The organism is Sphingobacterium haloxyli, from assembly GCF_002980525.1.
GTDB lineage: Bacteria > Bacteroidota > Bacteroidia > Sphingobacteriales > Sphingobacteriaceae > Sphingobacterium > Sphingobacterium haloxyli.
This window is the reverse complement of the sequence record NZ_PVBQ01000005.1, coordinates 279,729-301,209: the sequence shown is the minus strand read 5'-3', so window position 1 is coordinate 301,209 and position 21,481 is coordinate 279,729. Positions and strand designations below refer to the sequence as shown.

General features: G+C 42.4%; 18 protein-coding genes. 10 read left to right on the top strand and 8 right to left on the bottom strand.

Features of this window, described 5'->3' with window-relative positions; genetic code table 11:
- Positions 1-65: 65 nt before the first annotated feature.
- The 6 genes from C5745_RS08575 to C5745_RS08550 all read left to right on the top strand — a co-directional run bounded on the left by C5745_RS08575 (position 66) and on the right by C5745_RS08550 (position 5,306).
- Positions 66-1,280 (top strand): bifunctional 3,4-dihydroxy-2-butanone-4-phosphate synthase/GTP cyclohydrolase II, encoded by a 1,215-nt coding sequence (locus C5745_RS08575; protein WP_105716574.1) that lies wholly within the window; start codon positions 66-68, stop codon positions 1,278-1,280.
- A 93-nt stretch (positions 1,281-1,373) separates the two neighbouring features.
- Complete coding sequence (locus C5745_RS08570) at positions 1,374-2,081, top strand: response regulator transcription factor (protein WP_105716573.1); 708 nt, start codon at positions 1,374-1,376, stop codon at positions 2,079-2,081.
- Positions 2,082-3,440 carry a HAMP domain-containing sensor histidine kinase gene (locus tag C5745_RS08565; protein WP_105716572.1) on the top strand — a complete coding sequence of 453 codons (1,359 nt, stop codon included), beginning with the start codon at positions 2,082-2,084 and terminating at the stop codon, positions 3,438-3,440.
- 142 nt (positions 3,441-3,582) lie between these two features.
- Complete coding sequence (locus C5745_RS08560) at positions 3,583-4,092, top strand: hypothetical protein (RefSeq protein ID WP_105716571.1); 510 nt, start codon at positions 3,583-3,585, stop codon at positions 4,090-4,092.
- Positions 4,037-4,573, top strand: a complete 537-nt coding sequence (locus C5745_RS08555; RefSeq protein ID WP_207795754.1) for a hypothetical protein — start codon at positions 4,037-4,039, stop codon at positions 4,571-4,573. Before C5745_RS08560 ends, C5745_RS08555 begins: the two co-directional genes overlap by 56 nt.
- The gene (locus C5745_RS08550; RefSeq protein WP_105716569.1) at positions 4,557-5,306 is read left to right on the top strand and encodes a YoaK family protein; all 750 of its coding nucleotides are present in this window, start codon (positions 4,557-4,559) and stop codon (positions 5,304-5,306) included. The genes C5745_RS08555 and C5745_RS08550 overlap by 17 nt, the downstream gene beginning before the upstream one ends.
- Positions 5,307-5,313: 7 nt before the next feature.
- Here C5745_RS08550 and C5745_RS08545 read toward each other — a convergent pair whose 3' ends face one another.
- From C5745_RS08545 to C5745_RS20600, 5 genes are all read right to left on the bottom strand, one after another.
- Positions 5,314-6,336: an asparaginase gene (locus C5745_RS08545; protein WP_105716568.1), complete on the bottom strand. Its 1,023-nt coding sequence runs from the start codon at positions 6,334-6,336 to the stop codon at positions 5,314-5,316.
- Positions 6,337-6,344: 8 nt separating this feature from the next.
- Complete coding sequence (locus C5745_RS08540) at positions 6,345-7,133, bottom strand: TatD family hydrolase (protein ID WP_105716567.1); 789 nt, start codon at positions 7,131-7,133, stop codon at positions 6,345-6,347.
- 266 nt (positions 7,134-7,399) lie between these two features.
- The gene (locus tag C5745_RS08535; RefSeq protein ID WP_105716566.1) at positions 7,400-8,023 is read right to left on the bottom strand and encodes a response regulator; all 624 of its coding nucleotides are present in this window, start codon (positions 8,021-8,023) and stop codon (positions 7,400-7,402) included.
- Positions 8,024-8,045: 22 nt separating this feature from the next.
- Positions 8,046-8,657: a sensor histidine kinase gene (locus tag C5745_RS20605; RefSeq protein WP_243403293.1), complete on the bottom strand. Its 612-nt coding sequence runs from the start codon at positions 8,655-8,657 to the stop codon at positions 8,046-8,048.
- A gap of 1,495 nt (positions 8,658-10,152) precedes the next feature.
- Complete coding sequence (locus tag C5745_RS20600) at positions 10,153-12,675, bottom strand: WG repeat-containing protein (RefSeq protein ID WP_133166327.1); 2,523 nt, start codon at positions 12,673-12,675, stop codon at positions 10,153-10,155.
- 108 nt (positions 12,676-12,783) lie between these two features.
- On the opposite strand from C5745_RS20600, the gene C5745_RS08505 reads away from it, so the two are divergent.
- Genes C5745_RS08505 through C5745_RS08495 form a run of 3 tightly spaced genes read left to right on the top strand, consistent with a single transcriptional unit; the run spans position 12,784 to position 15,692 of the window.
- The gene (locus C5745_RS08505) at positions 12,784-13,878 is read left to right on the top strand and encodes a type III polyketide synthase (protein WP_105716564.1); all 1,095 of its coding nucleotides are present in this window, start codon (positions 12,784-12,786) and stop codon (positions 13,876-13,878) included.
- Complete coding sequence (locus C5745_RS08500) at positions 13,871-14,572, top strand: methyltransferase domain-containing protein (protein WP_105716563.1); 702 nt, start codon at positions 13,871-13,873, stop codon at positions 14,570-14,572. The genes C5745_RS08505 and C5745_RS08500 overlap by 8 nt, the downstream gene beginning before the upstream one ends.
- Complete coding sequence (locus tag C5745_RS08495) at positions 14,559-15,692, top strand: NAD(P)/FAD-dependent oxidoreductase (protein ID WP_105716562.1); 1,134 nt, start codon at positions 14,559-14,561, stop codon at positions 15,690-15,692. Before C5745_RS08500 ends, C5745_RS08495 begins: the two co-directional genes overlap by 14 nt.
- A 62-nt stretch (positions 15,693-15,754) precedes the next feature.
- Here the strand turns inward: C5745_RS08495 and C5745_RS08490 are convergent, their stop codons facing one another.
- The 3 genes from C5745_RS08490 to C5745_RS08480 form a co-directional block, all read right to left on the bottom strand.
- Positions 15,755-16,717 carry an FKBP-type peptidyl-prolyl cis-trans isomerase gene (locus C5745_RS08490; protein ID WP_105716561.1) on the bottom strand — a complete coding sequence of 321 codons (963 nt, stop codon included), beginning with the start codon at positions 16,715-16,717 and terminating at the stop codon, positions 15,755-15,757.
- Between the two features lie 19 nt (positions 16,718-16,736).
- On the bottom strand, positions 16,737-17,747 hold the full coding sequence (locus C5745_RS08485; protein WP_105716560.1) for a DHH family phosphoesterase: 1,011 nt from the start codon (positions 17,745-17,747) through the stop codon (positions 16,737-16,739).
- A gap of 115 nt (positions 17,748-17,862) precedes the next feature.
- Positions 17,863-20,481 carry an NHL repeat-containing protein gene (locus C5745_RS08480; RefSeq protein ID WP_105716559.1) on the bottom strand — a complete coding sequence of 873 codons (2,619 nt, stop codon included), beginning with the start codon at positions 20,479-20,481 and terminating at the stop codon, positions 17,863-17,865.
- Positions 20,482-20,778: 297 nt separating this feature from the next.
- On the opposite strand from C5745_RS08480, the gene C5745_RS08475 reads away from it, so the two are divergent.
- The gene (locus C5745_RS08475) at positions 20,779-21,168 is read left to right on the top strand and encodes a DUF423 domain-containing protein (RefSeq protein ID WP_105716638.1); all 390 of its coding nucleotides are present in this window, start codon (positions 20,779-20,781) and stop codon (positions 21,166-21,168) included.
- The last annotated feature ends 313 nt before the right edge of the window (positions 21,169-21,481 follow it).

Genomic DNA, 21,481 nt, shown 5'->3' with positions numbered 1-21,481 from the left:
GACCTTTAAAAGACAAATTATTTACATATGAAATCTACCTTTGCATAGATTAAGAGCACACGAAGATGGATATAAAATTAAATACGATAGCGGAGGCGATAGAAGATATTAAAGCGGGGAAAGTTGTCATTGTGGTGGATGATGAAGACCGGGAAAACGAAGGCGATTTTGTCACAGCTGCCCGAAATGCCACGCCAGAGATCATAAACTTTATGGCCACGCATGGCAGGGGCCTTGTATGTGTGCCGCTGACCCAAGAACGTTGTGAAGAACTAAATCTTGGACTAATGGTTGGACAGAATACGGCAGTGTATGAAACTAATTTTACGGTTTCGGTAGATTTGCAGGGATATGGATGTACAACCGGTATCTCAGCTTCTGATAGATCAAAAACCATCCAGGCGCTTATTAACCCCAATATTAAACCCGAAGAACTGGGACGTCCCGGACACATCTTTCCTTTAATCGCAAAGGATGGCGGTGTATTGCGACGTACAGGTCATACGGAAGCAGCTATCGATTTAGCTCGATTAGCTGGATTTGAACCAGCAGGCGTGTTGGTGGAAATTTTAAAAGACGACGGTGAAATGGCGCGTCTTCCAGATTTGATGCAGGTAGCAGGACGCTTCGATCTCAAAATTATTAGTATTGAGGATTTGATAGAGTACCGACTGAAACATGATTCGCTTATCCAAGAAGAAGAAACCGTTCTAATGCCAACACAATGGGGCGATTTCAAGTTGAAAGCATTCACGCAAAAAAACACAGGCGAGCAGCACCTTGCGCTGTACAAAGGAGAATGGGAAGAAAACGAGCCAATTTTGGTAAGGGTACACAGCTCTTGCATGACGGGTGATATTTTTGGGTCGTGTAGATGTGATTGTGGGCCACAGCTTCACAAAGCAATGGAAATGATTCAGGAAGAAGGTAAAGGCATCGTTGTTTATATGAACCAAGAAGGCCGTGGAATAGGTCTAATAAACAAACTTCATGCGTATCGTTTGCAAGAAGAGGGAGTAGATACCGTAGACGCCAACTTACAGCTGGGCTTTAAACCCGATTTGCGCGATTATGGTGTGGGTGCACAAATTTTACGTCACATGGGGGTTTCCAAAATGCGCTTGATGTCCAATAACCCCACTAAACGTGCAGGACTTGTTGGATACGGGTTAGAAGTAGTGGATAACGTACCGATAGAAATAGAATCGAATCCTTATAATGAGAACTATCTCAAGACCAAAAGGGATCGGATGGGACATTCTATCATGAAAAATTTATAGAGAAAGGCGCATAAGCGCCTTTTTTGTTTGAAGGATTATCCTTCAAAATTTTTAATTTAGTAGCGCATCTATTGCTAACAAGTTAGGCGTATCATGAAAGGAAAACAAATATTGCTGGTGGAAGACGAAAAGAACGTAGCCGACGTGATTATTCAAGGGTTGGAAGAAGACGGGGCTATGGTGCGGCACGCCACGCATTATGAACAAGCACTTCGTATACTACAGACCAACGAGATACACCTTGTCATCCTAGATGTGTTGCTTCCCGAAACAAATGGGCTAGAGATCTGTAAGAATTTTCGTACGTTGGGATATACCAATCTTCCCATTCTTATGGTAACGGCTTTGGGTGGACCAGAGAATGTGGTGCTAGGCTTAGACAGTGGAGCAGACGACTATTTATCAAAACCTTTCAAGCTTATCGAACTCAAGGCAAGAGCGCGGACACTGATACGTAGAAACCTGGAGATGGCTAAACAGACCCATATTGCCGAGAAGCATCGTTATACCTATAAGTTCATCGAAATCGACGACTATAAGAAGATAGCATACGTTAATGGGCAAGAGCTTAATTTGACAGCTACAGAGTATCGCTTGCTTTTACTTTTTATTCAGTCTCCGCAAAAGGTTTTCCAACGGACAGAGTTACTGGACAAGATATGGGGGATCAATTTTGATATAGGATCAAATGTCGTGGATGTATACGTGAATTACCTGCGTAAGAAAATTGAAAAGGCCACACCGTCGAAAGCCATCCACACGGTAATCGGCATGGGTTATGTCTTAAAGATAGAGGACTAGATGAGGAATTACAACAAAACGTTATATGCGCTGATAACCATCTTAGTGGTTTATACCGTGTCCTTCGTCGCATTTATCCTGTACTCAGTTACCAACTTTGCCTTTTCGGATTTTTACAAACGCCTAGATCTACGACGAGACCTCGCTGCAGAGCGAATGTTAAATGGAAAAGAAACTCAAAAGGATTGGTCAATAACCTATTTGGAAGAACTCAATAATCAACGAGAATTCATCGTTGAATTCGACGAAAAAGGAGATATCGTAAACAATAGTGGATTTAATGCGCTGTTATGGGAAAAGATAGATAAGCGAGGAGCCACCAATTTTAAAGAAGGTAATACATTTTATTCTACCAAGCTGTACCAGCAACCGGGTAAGAACTATATAGTTGGTGTCTCGGCAGAGAACTATTTTTATACCCATCACCTACGTTATTTACAGAATTTACTGCTGATTTCCCTTATCTTGGGTGTTTTATTTGTCATTGTGGTTTCGTTATTGGTGAAGCGCTCCTTTATCCAGCCGATCTATGGAATAATCGACGAAGTGAAAAAAATTGGCTCCGAAAACCTATATCTTCGCTTGCGTGAGGACAAATACAAGGGCGTATTGCATAAGCTTGCTAATACCTTTAACCGAATGCTCAATCGTGTGGAAACATCCTTCGAGACGCAGAAGAATTTTATCAGCAATGCATCGCATGAACTTAATACACCATTAACGTCCATTATTGGTATTGCTGACCTTTCGCTGTCCAAAGATCGAAGCAAAGAAGAATATCAGCAAGCCATGCAGAAAATTGTCGATTCCGCAGAAAATCTGGAAAAAAAGACCAACGCACTGTTAATGCTGGCCAGGACCGGCTATGAAAAAGACACGAAGCTTAATTTTAAACCGGTTCGTATTGACCAAATTATTATGGACGCGGAAATGACGGTGAAAGCTATTAACGAGCGCTTTCATATCAAGACAGATTTTAGCATGCTTCCTGATGACAGTATGAAACTCAAGGTGAACGGATTAGCGCCTTTACTCCAGTTAGCCATCTCCAACATCGTTTCCAATGCCTGTAAATATTCGCCAAATCATACGGCATATGTCGCGCTTGGGGCATTTGATAAGGGTGTTATTATTTTAATTAAGGATGAAGGTATCGGTATTCCCGAACAAGAGTTATCTTACATCTACGACCCCTATTTCAGAGCTTCCAATACACAGCATTTTTCTGGATATGGTATTGGGTTACCCTTAGCTCGAAATATTATCAAAATGCACGATGGAAACTTATCGGTTACCTCAACATTAGGAAAAGGTACCACCGTGCGTATAGAATTGCCCACCTACAGTCCGATTTCATAGCTATTTTAATCTCTTTTTAATACGATGCCCCTCTTTTAATCCCATTTTAATTTCGATGCTAAAAGTTTAATGCAATTCTAATTGGGGTTTTATTCCGTTGCTATGTTGCTGATTTACTTTTGTACTAAACAAAAAGAAGTCAATGATACAACGCGTGCTCGTTCCAACAGATTTTACAGTTAATTCACTGCGAATTGTTTTGGAATATCTGGAAAACAACAACGATGAACAAGTGGAGCTGGTTTTGGTCTACGGGTATAAGCTCGGTGAATCCATAAGTATGCTGTTAGGGTTTACCTTAGATGATCATCTAGCAGAAATGCAAAATGACGATTTCCTCAAAGGATGTGAGATCATCAAATCCCGATTTAAAGATAAAGTGGTGGAAATGTATGCCGATTGCATGATTTCAAAAAATACGCGCTATGTGCGTAACTACTTAAAAGGACGTCAGTTTACGCAGATCGTGCTGCCCGATGCGTTTGAGTTTCAGAACGTTGAACATACTTTTGACGTGGTAGAACTGCTGCGTACGCAACCACTCCCTTTGCCGCAAGTTATACCAGTGGCCATGGGCGAGGACGAGATGTCAAGACATGACACATTGGATAGCTTTTTCTTTCGGAAGAAATGGAGGTTTAGTTATGAATAGGGACGTATTGGTAAAATTAAACTATTTGTTGTTAGCCCTACTGCTGATAGGTGCTTCCCTGGTTATTAGACATGCTGAAAATCCCGAGCGCCTGATACAGGGACAATGGATAGAAAAGGAATGGCGATTAGAAAAAGATAATGCGGGCGCAGATGAGGAATCGCGGATCCAATCTGGGCTCAAGAGGGAAATTATGCAAAATGTAGAGGATTTGCATCTTGGTGTATGGCATTTCAGCGAAGATGGCAGCTTAAAATCTGCAACATCTGCGGACGAAAGCGACATGGAATGGTTTATCAAAGGGCGTGGACACGTGTTGGAGCTTCGCAGGAACGGAAAACCGATCGAAAGTTTTCAAATTCAGCAAATCAGCAAGGACCGTTTGGTACTGCATTTAAACTTCGATCTGCAAGTTAAGGGAATTATTGAAATTGTTTTGGAAAAAAAGGAGCAGTTAGACCAATATGCTAAGAAAATATAGTAATCATAGAACACAATCCGACAATGTGAAGCTAGGGGCATTAACCGCTTTTTCAGCGGGGATGGTCAATGTCGCATCAGTGACGGTTTTCTTCGCCTTTACCTCTAACATCACGGGATATTATGCTGTGTTAGCCCAAGAGATTAGCAAAGGGAACTGGTACCAGGGAGCTGTCGTGTTATTGTGGGTAACACTTTTTTTTCTCGGGAGCTTTCTGTCCAACTTTGTGATTATCCAAGGAAAAGGGCGTTGGAGCCAATATATTTCGCACGCGATTCCAGTTGTTTTAGAGTTCTTAAGTATCCTGTTCGTTGGAATCTACTTGGATGCTTTTTATCAGAATTCCCTTAAAGAGACCGAAATTCTAGTTGGAGCGCTACTCTTCGCTATGGGCTTGCAGAATGGTCTTACTGCAAGCATATCGAACTCTGTTGTAAAGACGACGCACCTCACCGGTTTGACAACCGATTTGGCCATTATAGTATCCATGTTTAGTAAGCACGAACACCGACATAACAAAGCGTTGGTAGACAAGTTTCATCTACTGCTTACGATTATGATTGCCTACGTGGCAGGGGGGCTATTTGGAGGAATAGGTTACTTATACCTAGAAAACGGAACGTTCTACCTTACTTGTGCTATTTTATTGATCATCGCATTATACGACTTCTATAAGATAGGGCGGATCAAGCGTATATTCGAGAGAAGAAAAAGGGAGGTTGTGCCTGCTTGATTGATTGCTAATCATTCACCGTCAATTCTCCCCGTATGTCCCTTTCTACCCAATAAGCCACAGCCTCCTGGTCGGTCAGTTGCCCTTGTAAATAGATGAGTTTTGTGACGGCTGCTTCAAAAGTCATATCATATCCATTGAGAATCCCGAGTGCTTTCAGCCCTTGGGATGTCTCATATCGTCCCAGCTCGACAGAACCGACCTTGCATTGGGAAATATCAACGATGTTCTTTCCGCTTCGTACTGCCTCCGCGAGCAAGTCAAGAAACCATTGATCTGTCATTGTATTTCCGGATCCGAATGTCTCCATCACAATGCTTCGGACATCCGAATCCAGGATAGATTTCACAAAAGCTGGACTGATGCCCGGGAACAGTTTTAGCACCCCAACGCGGTTGTCGAGCTCGGTATGCATAATGAATTCTTTGTCTGTATTGTCCAATAATGCTTCGCGGTTATAATTGATATGGATGCCTGCTTCTGCTAAAACCGGATAATTCGGTGAACGGAACGCCTCAAATTTAGCCGAATTGTATTTGAATGAACGGTTACCTCGGAAAAGCTTATTGTCAAATAAGATACACACCTCCTGAACGATAGATTTACCACTGTCTTTTGCTGAAGCAATTTCCAATGCCGTCATCATATTTTCCCGTGCGTCTGTTCGTATTTCGCCGATTGGAAGCTGGGAACCCGACAAGATAACAGGTTTTTGAAGCCCTTCCAACATAAAACTTAGGATGGAGGCGGAAAATGACATTGTATCCGAACCATGTAAAATAACGAAGCCGTCATAGTGGTCGTGATTATCTCGAATAATCTCTGCCATTTCTATCCATATGCCTGGATTCATATTGGATGAATCAATAATAGGCGTAAAAGAATGTACGGTTAACTTATAGTCCAGCCTATTGAGGTCCGGTAAATTCCGGGCGATCAGCTCAAAATCAAACGGCACAAAAGTGCCAGTTTCAGCATTTTTTACCATGCCGATGGTGCCGCCTGTATAAATAATAAATATATTTTGCATGGTTAACTTTAAATACCGAATATTTTTTTTGAGTTATTTGTTGTTATCCTAGCTACTTCTGCAATATCCATTTGGTGTATATCCGCAACTTTTTGCGCCACGTAATAGAGATAGCTACTTTCGTTTTCTTTTCCTCTAAAAGGGGAAGGCGCTAAGTAGGGGGCGTCCGTTTCTAGTACAATGTGTTGCAGGTCGATCTCTTTAACCACTGCGTCTAGCCCTGCTTTTTTAAATGTTACTACACCGCCGATACCTAAAGAAAATCCCAAATCAATAGCTTGCTTAGCCTGTTCGAGTGTTCCAGTAAAACAGTGGAAAATGCCAAATAGCTTCGCATCCTTCAGTTCCTCCAATAATTCGAATAATTCATCAAAAGCCTCCCGGCAATGAATATCGATGGGTAGTCCCAACGCTTTTGCCCAGCCAACCTGGATGCGGAAAGCGTCGCGTTGAAAATCCAATGTGCTTTTATCCCAATAAAGGTCTAAGCCGATTTCGCCGATAGCGTAAATTCGGCTCTCCGAAAGCTGCTGTTCTAGCTGTTGCAGTTCTTCTCTGTAATTTTCCTTGACTGAACATGGATGCAGTCCCAACATGGGGAAACAGTTTTCCGGGTATGTACGTACGGTGTCCATTACTAGAGAGACGGACGCGCTATCAACATTCGGTAAAAACAACCGGTGAATATGCTGGTCGAAGCAGCGCTGGAGCTGTTCATCCAATGTTGCCTTACCTGCATGATAATAGATATGCGTGTGTGTATCGGTGAGTATATAGGGTTCAGTAGACAGTGTCATCGTGGGCTAAATTTAGGGCTTTCCACCTAAATCACCTAATGAGGACAAAAAAATATGATATTTTCAACAGGTTTTGTATTTCTTTGCTAATTCCTAAAATCCCCGATTTCCGTGATTTTGCTTACTGGTGGTTTTCGCTAATTTAGTACTGTCAGAAAATTACGTGCTATATGATGCAAAAATAAAGAATATCGTCCTAGGATTAATGTAATGCTGGGGGATACCTATAGTATGGCAGAAGATGTTGGCGATTATGTAAGTAGCTATTAGAATAACTTATATTCAGTAGCACGTTTAACGACAGCTGCAATACTGTTCGTGTTAAATTTTTCCATTAAGTTCTTTCGATGCGAGTCTACCGTGTGCGTACTTATAAATAGTTTGTCTGCAATTTGCGAAGATGTAAATCCTTCTGCAATCAAAGATAAAACTTCTTTTTCTCTGCGGGTGATTACAGGTACAGCTTCCAGGCCTGAACCATGACCATTATTGTATATTTCCCGTACTTGCAAACAAAGATAGGTTTCGCCTTCCATCACTTGGTGTATGGCATCGATGATCTCATCTCCTGCAGAATTTTTAAGCAGATAACCCTTTACATTATTTTTTAAGACGGATCCGATAACTGCTTTTTCGTTATGTATACTCAAGACGATGATGCGGAGATCTGGATACGAATCACTAAATTGGCGGCTTAATTCAATACCACTAATGTCCGGAAGGTTGATGTCCAATAAAAGTACATCAGGAACTTCTTGTTTTAGCGCTGCGATCGTATCGGCACCGTTACGAAACAATCCAGCGAGTTGCATGTCTTCTTGAGAAGTAATCAGGTTCTTTAGACCATCCAGTACTATCGGATGGTCATCGGTAATAAATATTCGTATCATATTTCTAAGTTATGTCATCTTATTAACTAAACGGGCAACTTAATACCGTTGAGGTACCAGCGTCTGATGAGCTATCGATATGCAGTGTGCCGTTTAGAAAGACAGCCCGGGCCTCGATGTTTTGGAGCCCTGAACTCTTTTTCTTCTTGGCTTGTTCGATATCGAAGCCGATACCATCGTCTTCCACGGTTAACGATAAGTGTTCTTGCTCCTGTCGAAGTTCCACGAGTATATGACTTGACTTCGCATATTTTACTGCATTGTTAACAAGCTCCTGTGCAATGCGATATATCACCACCTGTTTGTTTTTCGATAAGTTCTGCTGATAATTGAACACCTGACAGGTGATATTGACCCCAGAGCGTTTCAACGATCGGCAGTATTCATTCAGCGCTTCCGCTAAGCCATAATGTAACAATATCTCAGGCATCATATTGCGGGAAATACGCCGGAGTTCGTCTACTGCTTGGTCAATGCGTGACAAGCCGTTCCGGATGAGTACTTTCGTGTTTTCTGTAGTTGCAAGCGCTACTCCACCCGAAAGCTCAATTTTCAGTCCCGAAAGTAGTCCGCCCAGCCCGTCATGTAGATCACGGGCGATACGTGCCCGCTCGTTCTCCTGTCCGTCGATCATAGCTGATAGGAGGGATATTTTGTGTTCCTGCTTGATATTGTCCAGTTCCATGCGATGCAAAAGCCGTTGCTGCTTGAAGCTTTTGGAGCGTTGCCGGTAGGCTTGGAACAGGAAAATAAGCGCGATGAAAATGGTCGACGATAGGATGATATAAATGACGTTTAGCGTTTTCCGGTGTGCCACCTGTTCTTCCAACATGATTAGTTTTTGCTCCTTCAATTCTGTACTGTATTGTGCCTCAAGTTCTTTGCTGGATGTCATCTTATCTTTATCAAACTGCTGCTTGTAATAGGATAAATAATTTTTATAGTATACTAAAGCAGATTGATAATCTTCTTTCTTTTCGGCCACTGTAGCGAGCGCCTGCATTAGATGGAGTTGGGTGGCGAGTTCAGGCATTTCATTCATTTGATTATACATGGTGGCTTGATTCAAATAATGCTCCGCGTCATCCCATCGGTTTTCACGCTGCGCGTATTCACCCATAATTCCATAGACTCCGGTCACCACGGTGTATTGTTTACTATTCAGACCCTCTTTCAATGCGATATCCAAATATCGTCTGGCGGTATCTTTATAGTTTAGTGGATAAAACTCGGAGTATAAATTGGCTAGACCCAATGCGTTGAAAGGTAGTTGCGAACGGGGTGTGATACGGTTCTCATGAAGAGTAATCGTTGATATCGATCGCTTATAGTAGAATTCTGCTGAATCACGGAAGGACTGATTTGCACTATCGGTACGATAGCGTTCTTCAAACGTATAGGCTAAAGAATACAGGCTAGAAGCAAGCTGTTCAGGATCACCTGATTTTTGAGCATTTTTCAATCCAAGCCGAGCATACTTTTCCATATTTTCTTTATCTCCCCACGAACCATAAATGCTGTACAGCTCGTTAAAGATAGACGATTTGGTAGCGACGTCTGTAGGGGCTTCGGAATTATCGTAGTACTGCAATGCTTTGATATAGCTTGCTGTGGCCTCTACAAGCTGTTCATCGCGTGCTTCCATCCAGCCTTTAGCATACCAAACATAACCTTTTATGCTTGCGGCCGAGCCTTCGGTAAGGTTATTGAGTGCCAACGCTAGTTTAGATGTTGCCGTGGAATCGCCTTGTATGCGCAACATCATCGCTTGGACGGCTAACGTTCGCGCAAGAAACTGTTTGTCTGGTAGTGCTTCGGCTCGCTCCACCGCATCCTTTAACAATTTGTTGCCCTTGGCTTGTTCTCTGTTAAAGTAATAGTGTGTGCCTAATCGTCCCATGGTGAGTATCCTTTCACCTATAGACAGATTCTTGATTTGTAATACCCGTTCCAGCGAATCTTGTTTATCAATCTGTGCTGGGAGTATGCCGGGCATAAGACAGACAAAAAAGCATAAGAGCGTATGTAGTACCTTGGCATTGAATCCGAAAGCGGGGTTTTGTATCATGTGAAATATTTTAGGAAGTGCTATTCCAAAAATAGTTAAAAAGGTGTTAAAAATAGCCATTTCAACTGCTAAACTCAAAGAACCCTGTATTGCGCCGTTCAATCGCATTTCTTCGTTCTGCGATTTCTGTGTCAGAAGGTTGTATTCTTTTTCCATGGACGTCGATGTAAAACGCTTCTCCATCTTTTTCGACCCGGGTAAAGCCTAGTGCATACGCTTCGACACAGTCGTATTCGATGGGAATAACCAACCGAAATGCAGAATTTACAAAGCCTCCCTTTTGGCCCTTGATTACCCATGCACGACCGTCATAGAACGGGCCGATGTGGTCATATTCGGGCTGGCAGATGATATGGAAATTGTCGTCTAAGATACCCATCTTACCTCCTTGCCGGAATGTGCTGTAATGCTTGCCCCAAAAACCACCAATATATTCATATTCGCTTCTTAACAACAATCGGCCGTAGCGATCATATACATCGCTTCCTTGTTCCCCTATCGCATAAACACGGTTGCTCAGTGAATCTACTGTCGTATTTTTGTACTGCAAAGGGATGATGGTACGACCCTTCGGGTCTATGATACCTTGCTTTGTGTTACTGTACGCCGTGGCATATCCATAATGAAATGCGCTTACCTTATCGTAAACAAAGGGGATGCGGAATCGAAATTTGTCATCGGCAAAACCCCATTTGCCGTTTTGTTTGACGGCAATACGATTTCCCTTGTAAGTGCTAATATCTTCAAATTGCACCGGTAAAATTTCGTTGATCGCTGTATCGATAAGCCCCACGAGCGAGCCAATACGCACCTTTGCCAAATCCTCGCGGTCACTATACTTTAATGGCGAAAAAGCAGTGTAGGGGAGGTCCGGTATGTAGCGGCCCGTTCTGGACGAAAAGAAAGCCAAAGATTTGCCCCCGCTGTCGTTGTAAAACAATCGGTTGCCAAAAGGTTTTAGGCTATGCAGTAAACCTGCCGGATGATTGGTCGGCAAACGAGAGGTACAGCGCATTCCCGTTGTGTCGATTACCATGTAGGTCGAGATACCCTCTTTGCGTAAGCCGACAATCGCCAATCCATTTCGGTTAAAACGATAGGCACTGTGATATTGGGGTGGGATGATTTCTTCTCCCCGGCGATTAATGTAGCCCAACTGCCGCTCATCGTAATCTTTTTTTCTCTTCGCTTCAACAAGAGCGAAGCCATTGGAAAATGCATAGCTTCTGTTATAACGAAGTTCTTTGATGATCTGAAAAGCAGTATCCATCAGCAAGAGTTTATTGCCTTGGTATACGGTGATTCTACCCTCTACAAATCCTGCTTGACCGTCGTCGTAGATAAAAGGCAACAAGGTTTTCCCGGCTGTATCCACAATACCATACTTACCGTCTTTTACGGCCGCTAAGAATCCCTCATCAGAAATAAATCCTAAAAAAGTATATGCTGTCGGCCATATTTCCCTCCCTCTAAAATCAACTAAACCGGCAAGACGATCTCGAACTACGTGAAGAAAATTATCGTGCTGTATACTAATGGTCGTGTAAATAGTATCCAGTACAATTTGTCCCTGAGGATCGGCCAAGCCCATTTTTTTATGGCCGACATGCAGCCTATAAGTGCCTTTTTCCCACGGTTCGATGTAGCGGTATACATTTGGTAGTATTTCCCGGCCGAGTGTATCGATTAACCCATACTTCCCGTTTTTTTTGACAATGGATAAATCATTGGCGAACGGTTTCGTATCCTCATATTGGGGCGTAATAATCATCTGACCGCATCTATTAACAAAGCCATATTGATTGCCTCGCGCAACGGCAGCACGGTTGTGGGAAAACGATAACGCCCAATCGAATTGAGGTTTAATCACCCACTTACCGCGATGATTGATATAGCCCCATTGATCACCATGTTGCACCGCGGCGAGACCTTCGGAAAAAGGATAAGCATGATGCGCATTGATGCGACGCATCTGTTTTCCCTGATGGTTGACGTAAGTGTAACGGCCTTGGTAGTATACAAGTGCCATGCTGTCGGAAAAATCATCGGCCCAATCAAAAACAGGACGTATAGCTCTTTTGTCAACTGTTGAAATGTACCCCCATGGCCCTCCCATACTATCCAAGCGTATTAAGGACCATTGTTGGACAGTGTCACCGCGATAAACATATTGCGTTGGCGGCATAGGAGACACGAGAAGATTTTTCCAGCTCGAGCACGAACCGAGAAAAACTAGCATACTTAATAACGTAACATATGTCTTACATCTCATCGCTAACAGATAACACACATTTTGCTCATCAGATAAAAGCTGACCAATAAAAGTATGATAAAGATTGAACCGATTACAAGCGCTGTCCATGCACGTGCATTCTGCTTGATAAGAAGACTGTACCCTCCTAATAGTACGGACACGCAAAAGAAAAATAAACAGGCATAAATAACCACATTTAACCAATAAGAGGATATAGTGGGCCAATATCGCATAACGATAATGCTCGCTATACCGCATGATAAGCTGACGAGTGCCAAGACAGCGGGGGGATAATGGTCTTTCTTCCTCTTTGGAACTTTCATTTGCCATTTATTTTTTAACAAAAATAAATACGAGACGGGTCATAAGAAATAGCGGATTTTAGGGGTTTTAAAGAGCGGCGCAAAACCACCTACTGCTATATTTGTTATCTTATATATGGGTACACTAACTTCGATTGCGACGGCGGTACCTCGATATGGGCAAAAACAGATGCAGATATTTGAGGTCGTAAAAAAAATACATGCCAACACGGAAGAGGATGAACGCAAACTACGGTTTATGTACAGATCGAGCGGTATCGATACCCGTTATTCGGTCGTTCCTGATTTTTGTCCCAACATAGGAGATAGCAGACTTTTGGTCAACGATGGAGATGCAATAATCCAGCGAAAGCTTGAAGACCGGCTACAAATATATGACGAGGAAGCGGTTAGACTAGCTGCGGAAGTCGTAGAGAAATGCTTACCAGATGACTTGGAACGAGATAAGATTACCCACTTAATAACCGTCAGCTGTACGGGTGTCAAAGCACCTGGGATAGATATAGACCTGATTCAACGTTTCAATATGCGGAGCGATATTTGTCGTACGTCTGTAAACTTCATGGGCTGTTACGCGGCTATCCATGGTTTAAAGCAAGCACATTATATTACAGAAAAGGACCCCGATGCGAAGGTATTGCTCGTATGCGTAGAGCTGTGTACCCTGCATTTTCAGACCGACCGGACGATCGATAACGTGACCAGTACGATAATTTTCGGAGATGGAGCTGCTGCTGTACTGATAGAAGGTGATAATGCGCGTACTAGTGGTTGGCGATTAGGGGACTTCTATAGTGAAATAAATTTTGACGGTCTGGATGACATGGCGTGGCGGATTTCAGCGAATGGGTTTCTCATGACCTTGACCAATCAGGTACCCGCTATATTGGAGCGCACCTGCGATGCCGTCATTAGGCGTGCACTACAACGCTATAACATAGGAAAAGGGGATGTGGACCTATGGTGTGTACACCCCGGCGGGAAAAAAATACTAGAAGCTATTGAGCGAGGTGCCCATATTACAAAAGCGCAGCTGGAGCCTAGCTACGAGATACTCCGCGATTACGGCAATATGAGCAGCCCCACCGTGCTCTTTGTACTAGAAAAATTGACGAGGGACACCCCAGATAGTGCGAAAGAAAAGAATATGGTTGGCATGGCGTTTGGTCCTGGCTTAACTTTGGAAACTTTTTACCTTTATCATGTCTGATTTTCTAAAACGAAGTGACGAAAAGGAATTGTTAGACAACCCATTGGTTCCTTTTGAGGATATTAAGCAGACCATGCAAGAGCTGGGTACGATCAACACTTGGCTGGGTGGGCATCGGACAACTTTGGAGGGCCTGAAGAAGCTGCTAAATAACAGAACGAAAGTGAGTGTTTGTGAAATTGGTTGCGGAGGAGGGGACAATTTAGTCGTGATTCAGAAATGGTGTCGAAGACGCGGAATCGAAGTAGAGCTTACAGGTATAGATATCAATCCGCATGCTATTGCGTATGCGAAGTCACGTTATGGCATATTGGACATTCAATTCATATGTGACGATTATCGGGCGAATACACTTGTTAAAAAGCCAGATATTTTTTTTAACTCACTGTTCTGCCATCATTTTGATGAGGGAGATTTGGTTGAGATGCTGCGTTGGATGCGCGTAAACAGCCGATACGGCTTTTTTATAAATGACTTACACCGTCATCCGTGTGCCTATTACAGCATTAAATGGTTAACCAGACTATTTTCGAAATCTTATCTAGTCAGACACGACGCTGCGCTATCTGTGCGGCGTGGATTTACCAAAGCAGAGTGGATCAATTTGTTTGAGAAGGCAGGCCTTGGCGGGGCGACTATAGACTGGCAATGGGCTTTCCGATATCTAATTGTGTGCAGGAATGGACGGTATTGATTATGATATCGGCATTGTTGGTGCCGGCTTAGCTGGCTTAACCGCAGCTATCCAGTTACGGAAAAGGGGGTATTCTGTTGTAATCTTTGAAAAAAATAGTTTTCCTTTTCACCGTGTCTGTGGTGAATACATCAGCTTCGAAAGCTGGGATTACCTCACCGATTGCGGTATTGACCTTGCGGGTATGACGTTACCTGTTATTAAAAAGATACAGGTAAGTAGTTTAAGCGGAATATTGTTGAACGCGGATCTCGATCTGGGCGGTTTTGGTATTAGCCGTTATACAATAGATGGATTACTTGCTATGCGCGCCCGGGAGATAGGGGTGGAGGTTCAGGACAACTGCAAGGTAGATCATATGGAAATGTGTTCAGATTATTATTTGATTCATTCGTCCACTGCAAGTGTCCGGGTACGGATGGCTATTGGTGCTTTCGGAAAACGCAGTAATATTGATGTATATTGGAAACGTGACTTTATATCGAGGAAACCAAATGCACTCAATAATTATATCGGTATAAAGTATCACATCAAAACCAGTTTCCCAGACGATACAATCGCGCTACATAATTTTAAGAATGGTTATTGTGGTATTTCTAAAATTGAAGACAATAAATATTGCCTATGTTATTTGACAACAGCATCTAACTTGCAGGATAGCGGCGGCATTAAAGAGATGGAGCAGCGGTTTCTATATAAGAATACCTATTTGCGGCAATTGTTTGAACAAAGCGAGTTCCAGTATACCCAACCACTCTCGATTTCTCAGATCTCATTTGATACAAAGGAACCTGTTTTCGCCCGTACGCCACTTGTCGGTGACACATGTGGTATGATCACACCGATTTGCGGTAATGGGATGAGTATGGCTATGCACAGCGGTAAACTGCTTACCCAACTAGTCGACAAATATTTACAAAAACAGCTCTCACTAGATGGAATGCTAGCCGCATACGTGGAAGAATGGAAAAAGCAGTTCGCTGTACGTCTGCAGACCGGACGCTTCGTACAAAGCCAACTGGGCAAGGAATGGCGAACGAATCTGTTCATATCGTTGCTGAAAAAATTCCCTGCGATAACAAATCGAATCATGGAAAAAACGCACGGTAGAAACTTCTGAATGGCAAAAAAGGCGAACGGGATAGTCTTCCGTTCGCCTTTTTAAATAAAATAACTACAGACTTAATTTGCAGCTGTTGAATCGGCCGGAGCGTCTGTTGGTCCAGGAACAATATCAACCAATTCCACATCAAATACCAATGGGGCATATGGAGGGATCTTGCCGCCACCACGTTCACCGTATCCGATGCTTGATGGAACCAATAATGTCGCTTTAGAACCTTTGCTCAATAACTGCAGGCCTTCTGTCCATCCTTGGATAACAGGATCATGACCTACACGGAAACGGATAGGCTCATATTGACGCATTGGATTAAATACGTTTTCTTTTTTTGCGACGTCGGCATCATTGGTGTCGAAAATTGTACCCGATACAAGTGAGCCGGTATAGTTAACCACTACGGTGTCTCCGAGCGCCGGTTTGTTTCCTGAACCTTCTTCCTTCACTATATATTGTAGTCCGGAATCAGTTTTCTTAGGATCCAGCTTGTTTTTTGCGATGTAGTTTGCCAATTTGCCTTCTTCAGCTTGTTTCAATGTTTCGATTTCCGCTTTGAAATACTCATCGACTTGTGCGTACATGGCAGAATCCGTCAAATCTCCTTTTTTGAAGTGCTTCCTTACCTTTACCTTAAACGTAGCGAATTTGTCCGCAAATTCTGGTTTCGGCTGCCCAGTTTTTGCAGCCATAGTATCTAGATTTAAACGGAAAATAGCGCTATCGCCTTCTCCTAACATTTTGAACATGGAGTTATAATCACCAGCATATAAGCCTGGGATGGAATCTGGAGCGATATTGACAATTTGAGGCAAACCGATGTCGTATGTACTTTGCAATAAGGAATCCTTACGATCCGATGTTACGATCATGTCTACCGACAATAAATCGCCTGGCTGCGCTTTTTCTGCTCCTGCGTCTTTAACAATGTTATATTCAAGACCGCCATCGCCTTTCTTGAAATTTTGGCAACTGGTTGCAGCTAGTAAGCCTACAGCGGCCGAAAGGAATAAAATTGATTTCTTCATTCTGATATAGTCACTTAAGTTATGTTGTTAATATTTCTTTATATGCAGGCAATATAGATTTGAACTTGTTTACCACTTGGCTGAGTTGTTCTGTCGAACTCCCCCCCGCAGCATTTAAATGTCCTCCTCCGTTAAAGTACTTTTTACAAATTTCATTACATGGAATTTCTCCAGTCGACCGCAAAGATAATTTAATTAATTCAGTTCTGTCAATAAATAACGCTGCCAATCGGATACCTTTGACAGACAAGGCGTAGTTTACCAATCCTTCCGTATCACCTGTGGTCACTTGGAACTGTTCTAAATCCTCTTTTGTAACAGCGAATACTGCGGTGTTGTATTCCGGGATAACCTCCAGACAGTTTAACAGGCAATAACCCAAAAATTTCAACCGATTCTCAGTCGAGCTATTGTAAACGTGTTCGTGAATCTCCCAGTTCTTAGCTCCCGATTCGATAAGCTTAGAGATAATTAAATGTACTGCTGCAGTGGTGGAGCGAAAACGAAATGAACCGGTATCTGTCATGATACCTGCATATAGGCAAGTAGCAATTTCCGGCGTTATGCCCGCGATGTCGTCACACGCATCGGTGATAAACGTATAAACCAGTTGGGCGGTCGCTGCAGCCGTGGCATCCCAATAACTGAGGGACGCAAAATCTTCGGGATCCAAATGGTGGTCTATCATCCATTTTTGACCTTTTGCAGTGCGAAGTACAGGTTCCAAAATATTGGTACGGCTAAGTACACTGTAATCCAAGCAAAAAATAATATCGGCATGTTGTATAAGACGTTTCGCCCGTTCTGTTTCATTCGGAAAGATAATAACGTCTTCACGCCCTGGCATCCAGTTTAGGAAGTCTGGGAAATCAGATGATAATACGACCTCTACCTGGTGACCTTTCGTTTTCAGCCAATGATATAAACCTAAAGAAGAGCCTAGTGCGTCTCCATCGGGTTTGTGATGAGTTGTGATAACGATATTCTTAGGTTGGGCCAGTAAATGTAAATTATTTTCTCCTGTCAGCATAAATCTTATAAGTGTGCAAACCTACTATTATTTTGCGGGTTGCAAAAATTTTTACGATTATCTCTTTCTTAAAAAATGTTAAGATTTGTGAATTGTCGGGCAGCCTAACGTCTGCTTAATGTTTGAATGCATATAATTTTCGGTCCCGTCTGATACAAAGCAAGTATGTCGCACTATTGTAATCGATTTTACCATAATAGAAATTTGGTAGCCCTTCGATAGGAAAACCGTCCTGTATCGATCCCCTTTCATCAAAGAGATAAACAAGATAATTTTTACGAGAAGCAACTCCTAAATAGGTATTTGAACGATCTGTGAAATACTGCGGACGATCGTTTATCTCTTGCGTGAAAGTAAAATCGAATAAGGTGCTGTTATCGTGTATATTTTTTGCCAGCAGTTTTTTTTGGTCGATAATCGTCATGCGCTGTGCTATACCATCCACATTTGGAAAATACGAAATCAGCGTGTGGTTTCCTCCGTGTTCCAGCTTTGCGGATTTCGGTTCTTCGTTAAAATCTATCGTAAAAGAAACCTGAGCGGTATCAACGGCATACACCGCATGTCGGTTTTGATCCAGCCTAGCAATCGCTATTGGGTTTCTAAACTGGCTGTCCGCTATAACTTCTTCTTTAAGAAGATTGCCTTGTGCATCGAATTGATAAAAATGGCCATTTTCTGTGCCCACGAAAATTTGATTGTCATGCACTTTGATATCAAATAATATTTTTCCGTCCAGCTGCTTATCGCCCCAGCTTTCCGCCTTTTTACCGTCTAATGTGTACACCAGTAAATCACGGTCTGCAGGAATGAAGATCAACTGTTCGCCACCAACGTTGCTAATCGTAGGTCTATAAGTGGGCTCGCTGTCCATCCCTAATGAAAAACCGGGCAAAGACTGGCCGTCTGGGTCAAATCGATAAAGCCTGTTTCGGTCCGTTACCAGTACAATGGATCGGTCATCCAATTGTTGAGCTTCACCAACTATACGTCCGTGGAATACGGTAGACCAAAGTTTGGTGCCCGAAGGGCTAATAGCGTGCACGGAATGATCTTGCTCTTGAACCAAAATAAATTGGCTCGTATCCGAATGTTCGAAAACTTGCGGTGCGGTAATCGGTCGATTGTTAAACGCATATACCCAGTTGGCTGTTGCGCCCAACGCGTTTTTACTTTTGTACACGCCGTAAATACTGGATTGGAAATTACCATTATTACCCGCTATCTGAATAGACCAGGAATAAAAATCTTGATAACCGAAATCGTTCTTATCACGAAAACTTTTGCGATATGCCGATTTGAGCAGGTTGCTAATCGTAGAGGATGATGCGCTTGTGCGCACGAAACAGGTGATATTAGCTTCGTTTCCCTGTATTCGCTCTGAATTTTTGAAACCTAATGTGTTGGTCAATAGGTTTGCATTTCTCCAATCGCGTTGATACGCAGTCAATAGACTTTGGTGGTTGGCCAGCACGAGGATATTCCCTACACGCAAGAGGTATGGGCGGGTGAACGATTTGAGCGGGTCGCCATAAAGTGCGTATGGAATATTCGAATGGTCTAATCGATAGAGAGAATCCGACACCCTCGTGGCCATTGATGAAATGAATGCATTTAGCTTCGTAGAATCGGCGACCGAAATGAAAGCTAATTCCGTTCGGTTACTCTGTTCTACCAAAGCAAATTCCCCTCCAAAACTAGGGCGTATATCCTCTTCAAAAGAAACATCTTTGCTTTTTCCCATTTCAGCAAACTGTGCCTGCAGCTGTAGAAGTTCGTTCCGTCGTTTTAACAGCGCTAACAGGTCTTTTCGGAAGTTGTCGGAGTCGCTGATAGCGAAAGAGAGATAGGAAGCAGTATTTTCGGGAAAGTAAGTATACAACGTCTGTGATGTTTTCCCCTGATTTCCGAACAGTTCAATATAGTTTTCTTTGTTATGCGTCGTCTTACTTTCGCCGCTCAATATAAGGGCATCATTCTTGAAACTTAGATTCCATGCAGATTGCCCGCCGAGGTTGTTGAACAATTTGATGAAATTACCCGCCTTGCGACGCATAAGGTGCGCCGCGATTCGAGGTATTTGCTCATGAACAAAATATACACTGAGGGGGGAATTTCGGCTATTATTTTCTACAAAGTAATCAATTTCTTCCTTCTCCAATTTGGGAGCTTGTTTATCCATTACCTTATATAATAGACTGTCCGAAAAGGAAGCAAATAAAATGTTTTCATGACATACAATATGAAATACAGAATCTTTGATTCCCTTATCCAAGCTGTAGATATGGGTTTCAAGGGTGTCTTTTTGCGTTACGGTGTAGGCAGGAGCGAGCCCCCTTAAGAACGAGGAGATTGTCTCCCTATCCATCGACATTGATGTGGGGATAGTAAACAACGTAGCAATTTTTTCTTTTTCTGGATGAAAGGAAACGTACAGATCAGCTTCATTTACATAAGGTTGGATGGTAGAATGTCTAAGCAGTTTGGCCTTTAACGTGTGCCATTGCTCAAATTCCTGTCTTCCAACCATGGCTTCGAAGATTTCAAAGTCCTTAAAAATATTGTCGGTAGTCGCGTCGTTTTGAAACGTGGTAACGAGAAACGTTTCTTTGGGGAGGAAAGTAAGTGGACGGAGTGTTTCTTTTTTCTCCCCTTCTAAATTTGCAAAATAATATAGCGACGCACCAATAATGGCGACAAACAGTAAAATGGTAATGATAATCGTATTTCTCATCAAACACAGCCTCTAGCGGATTCAAACCTAAATAAAATGCTTTGCATTCACGAACCGAATGTCAAATGGGTTCACATAAGCCATTAAAAATAAGCAAAAATGCATAACGCAAGATATAAAAATTATCACTGCTAATTCCTTTTGTATACGATTAATTGCGTACCAGTATGTTATACCCGCGCGGCTCCCAGCTTTCCAAATTGGAAATTTGTTTTGTAAAATTTAAAATACAATATGTGGTATATTTTATTACATTTATACCCACGGAAGAAATATCACTTGAATACAATCTCTTTTATGAATAAACAAATTATATTGGTAGCTTCTTTTTTCGGATTGACGGCTGTAATATTAGGGGCATTCGGAGCACATGGCTTAGAAGGGAAAATTAGCGATTATCATCTGGAAACATGGAAAACAGCAAACCAGTATCACTTTTATCATACTTTTGCATTACTCTTCTTATCGACTTTTTCCAGAGCTAAGAACGCCTCTATACGTATTTCTTTTATTGCTTTTACAATCGGTATGCTATTGTTTTCGGGGTCCTTATACCTGTTAAGTGTCCGTTCATTAATCGGAATAGACGGGTTGGGATGGTTAGGCCCAGTGACACCGCTCGGGGGACTTTGCTTTATGGTCGGATGGGTAGGATTGTTCGTGGCTGCCGTCCGGAATCGTTCATAAGGTTTTGTTTTCTTTTTTTCCATAAAAAAAGAAGCAAAAAATTCGTCGCTGAAAACCTTTGGCATTAGGGATTGTGCAAAAATAATATTTCTACTTTTGCCAAAGCTTTTGAGGCGACATAAATGTTAATAAGGGATAGTGCGTATACGTGTAATAAAACGGTTAATAATGTACAGCGAATATGCGAATAAAAACGACCTTGCATTTTTTCGTGGCCATCTTTATGTAGGCTATTTCGTTAAGAACAGAATGCTGTCTGAGCGAAGCGAGTTTTATTCTGTTTAGGAATAGACAAAGAAAGATAACGAAAACA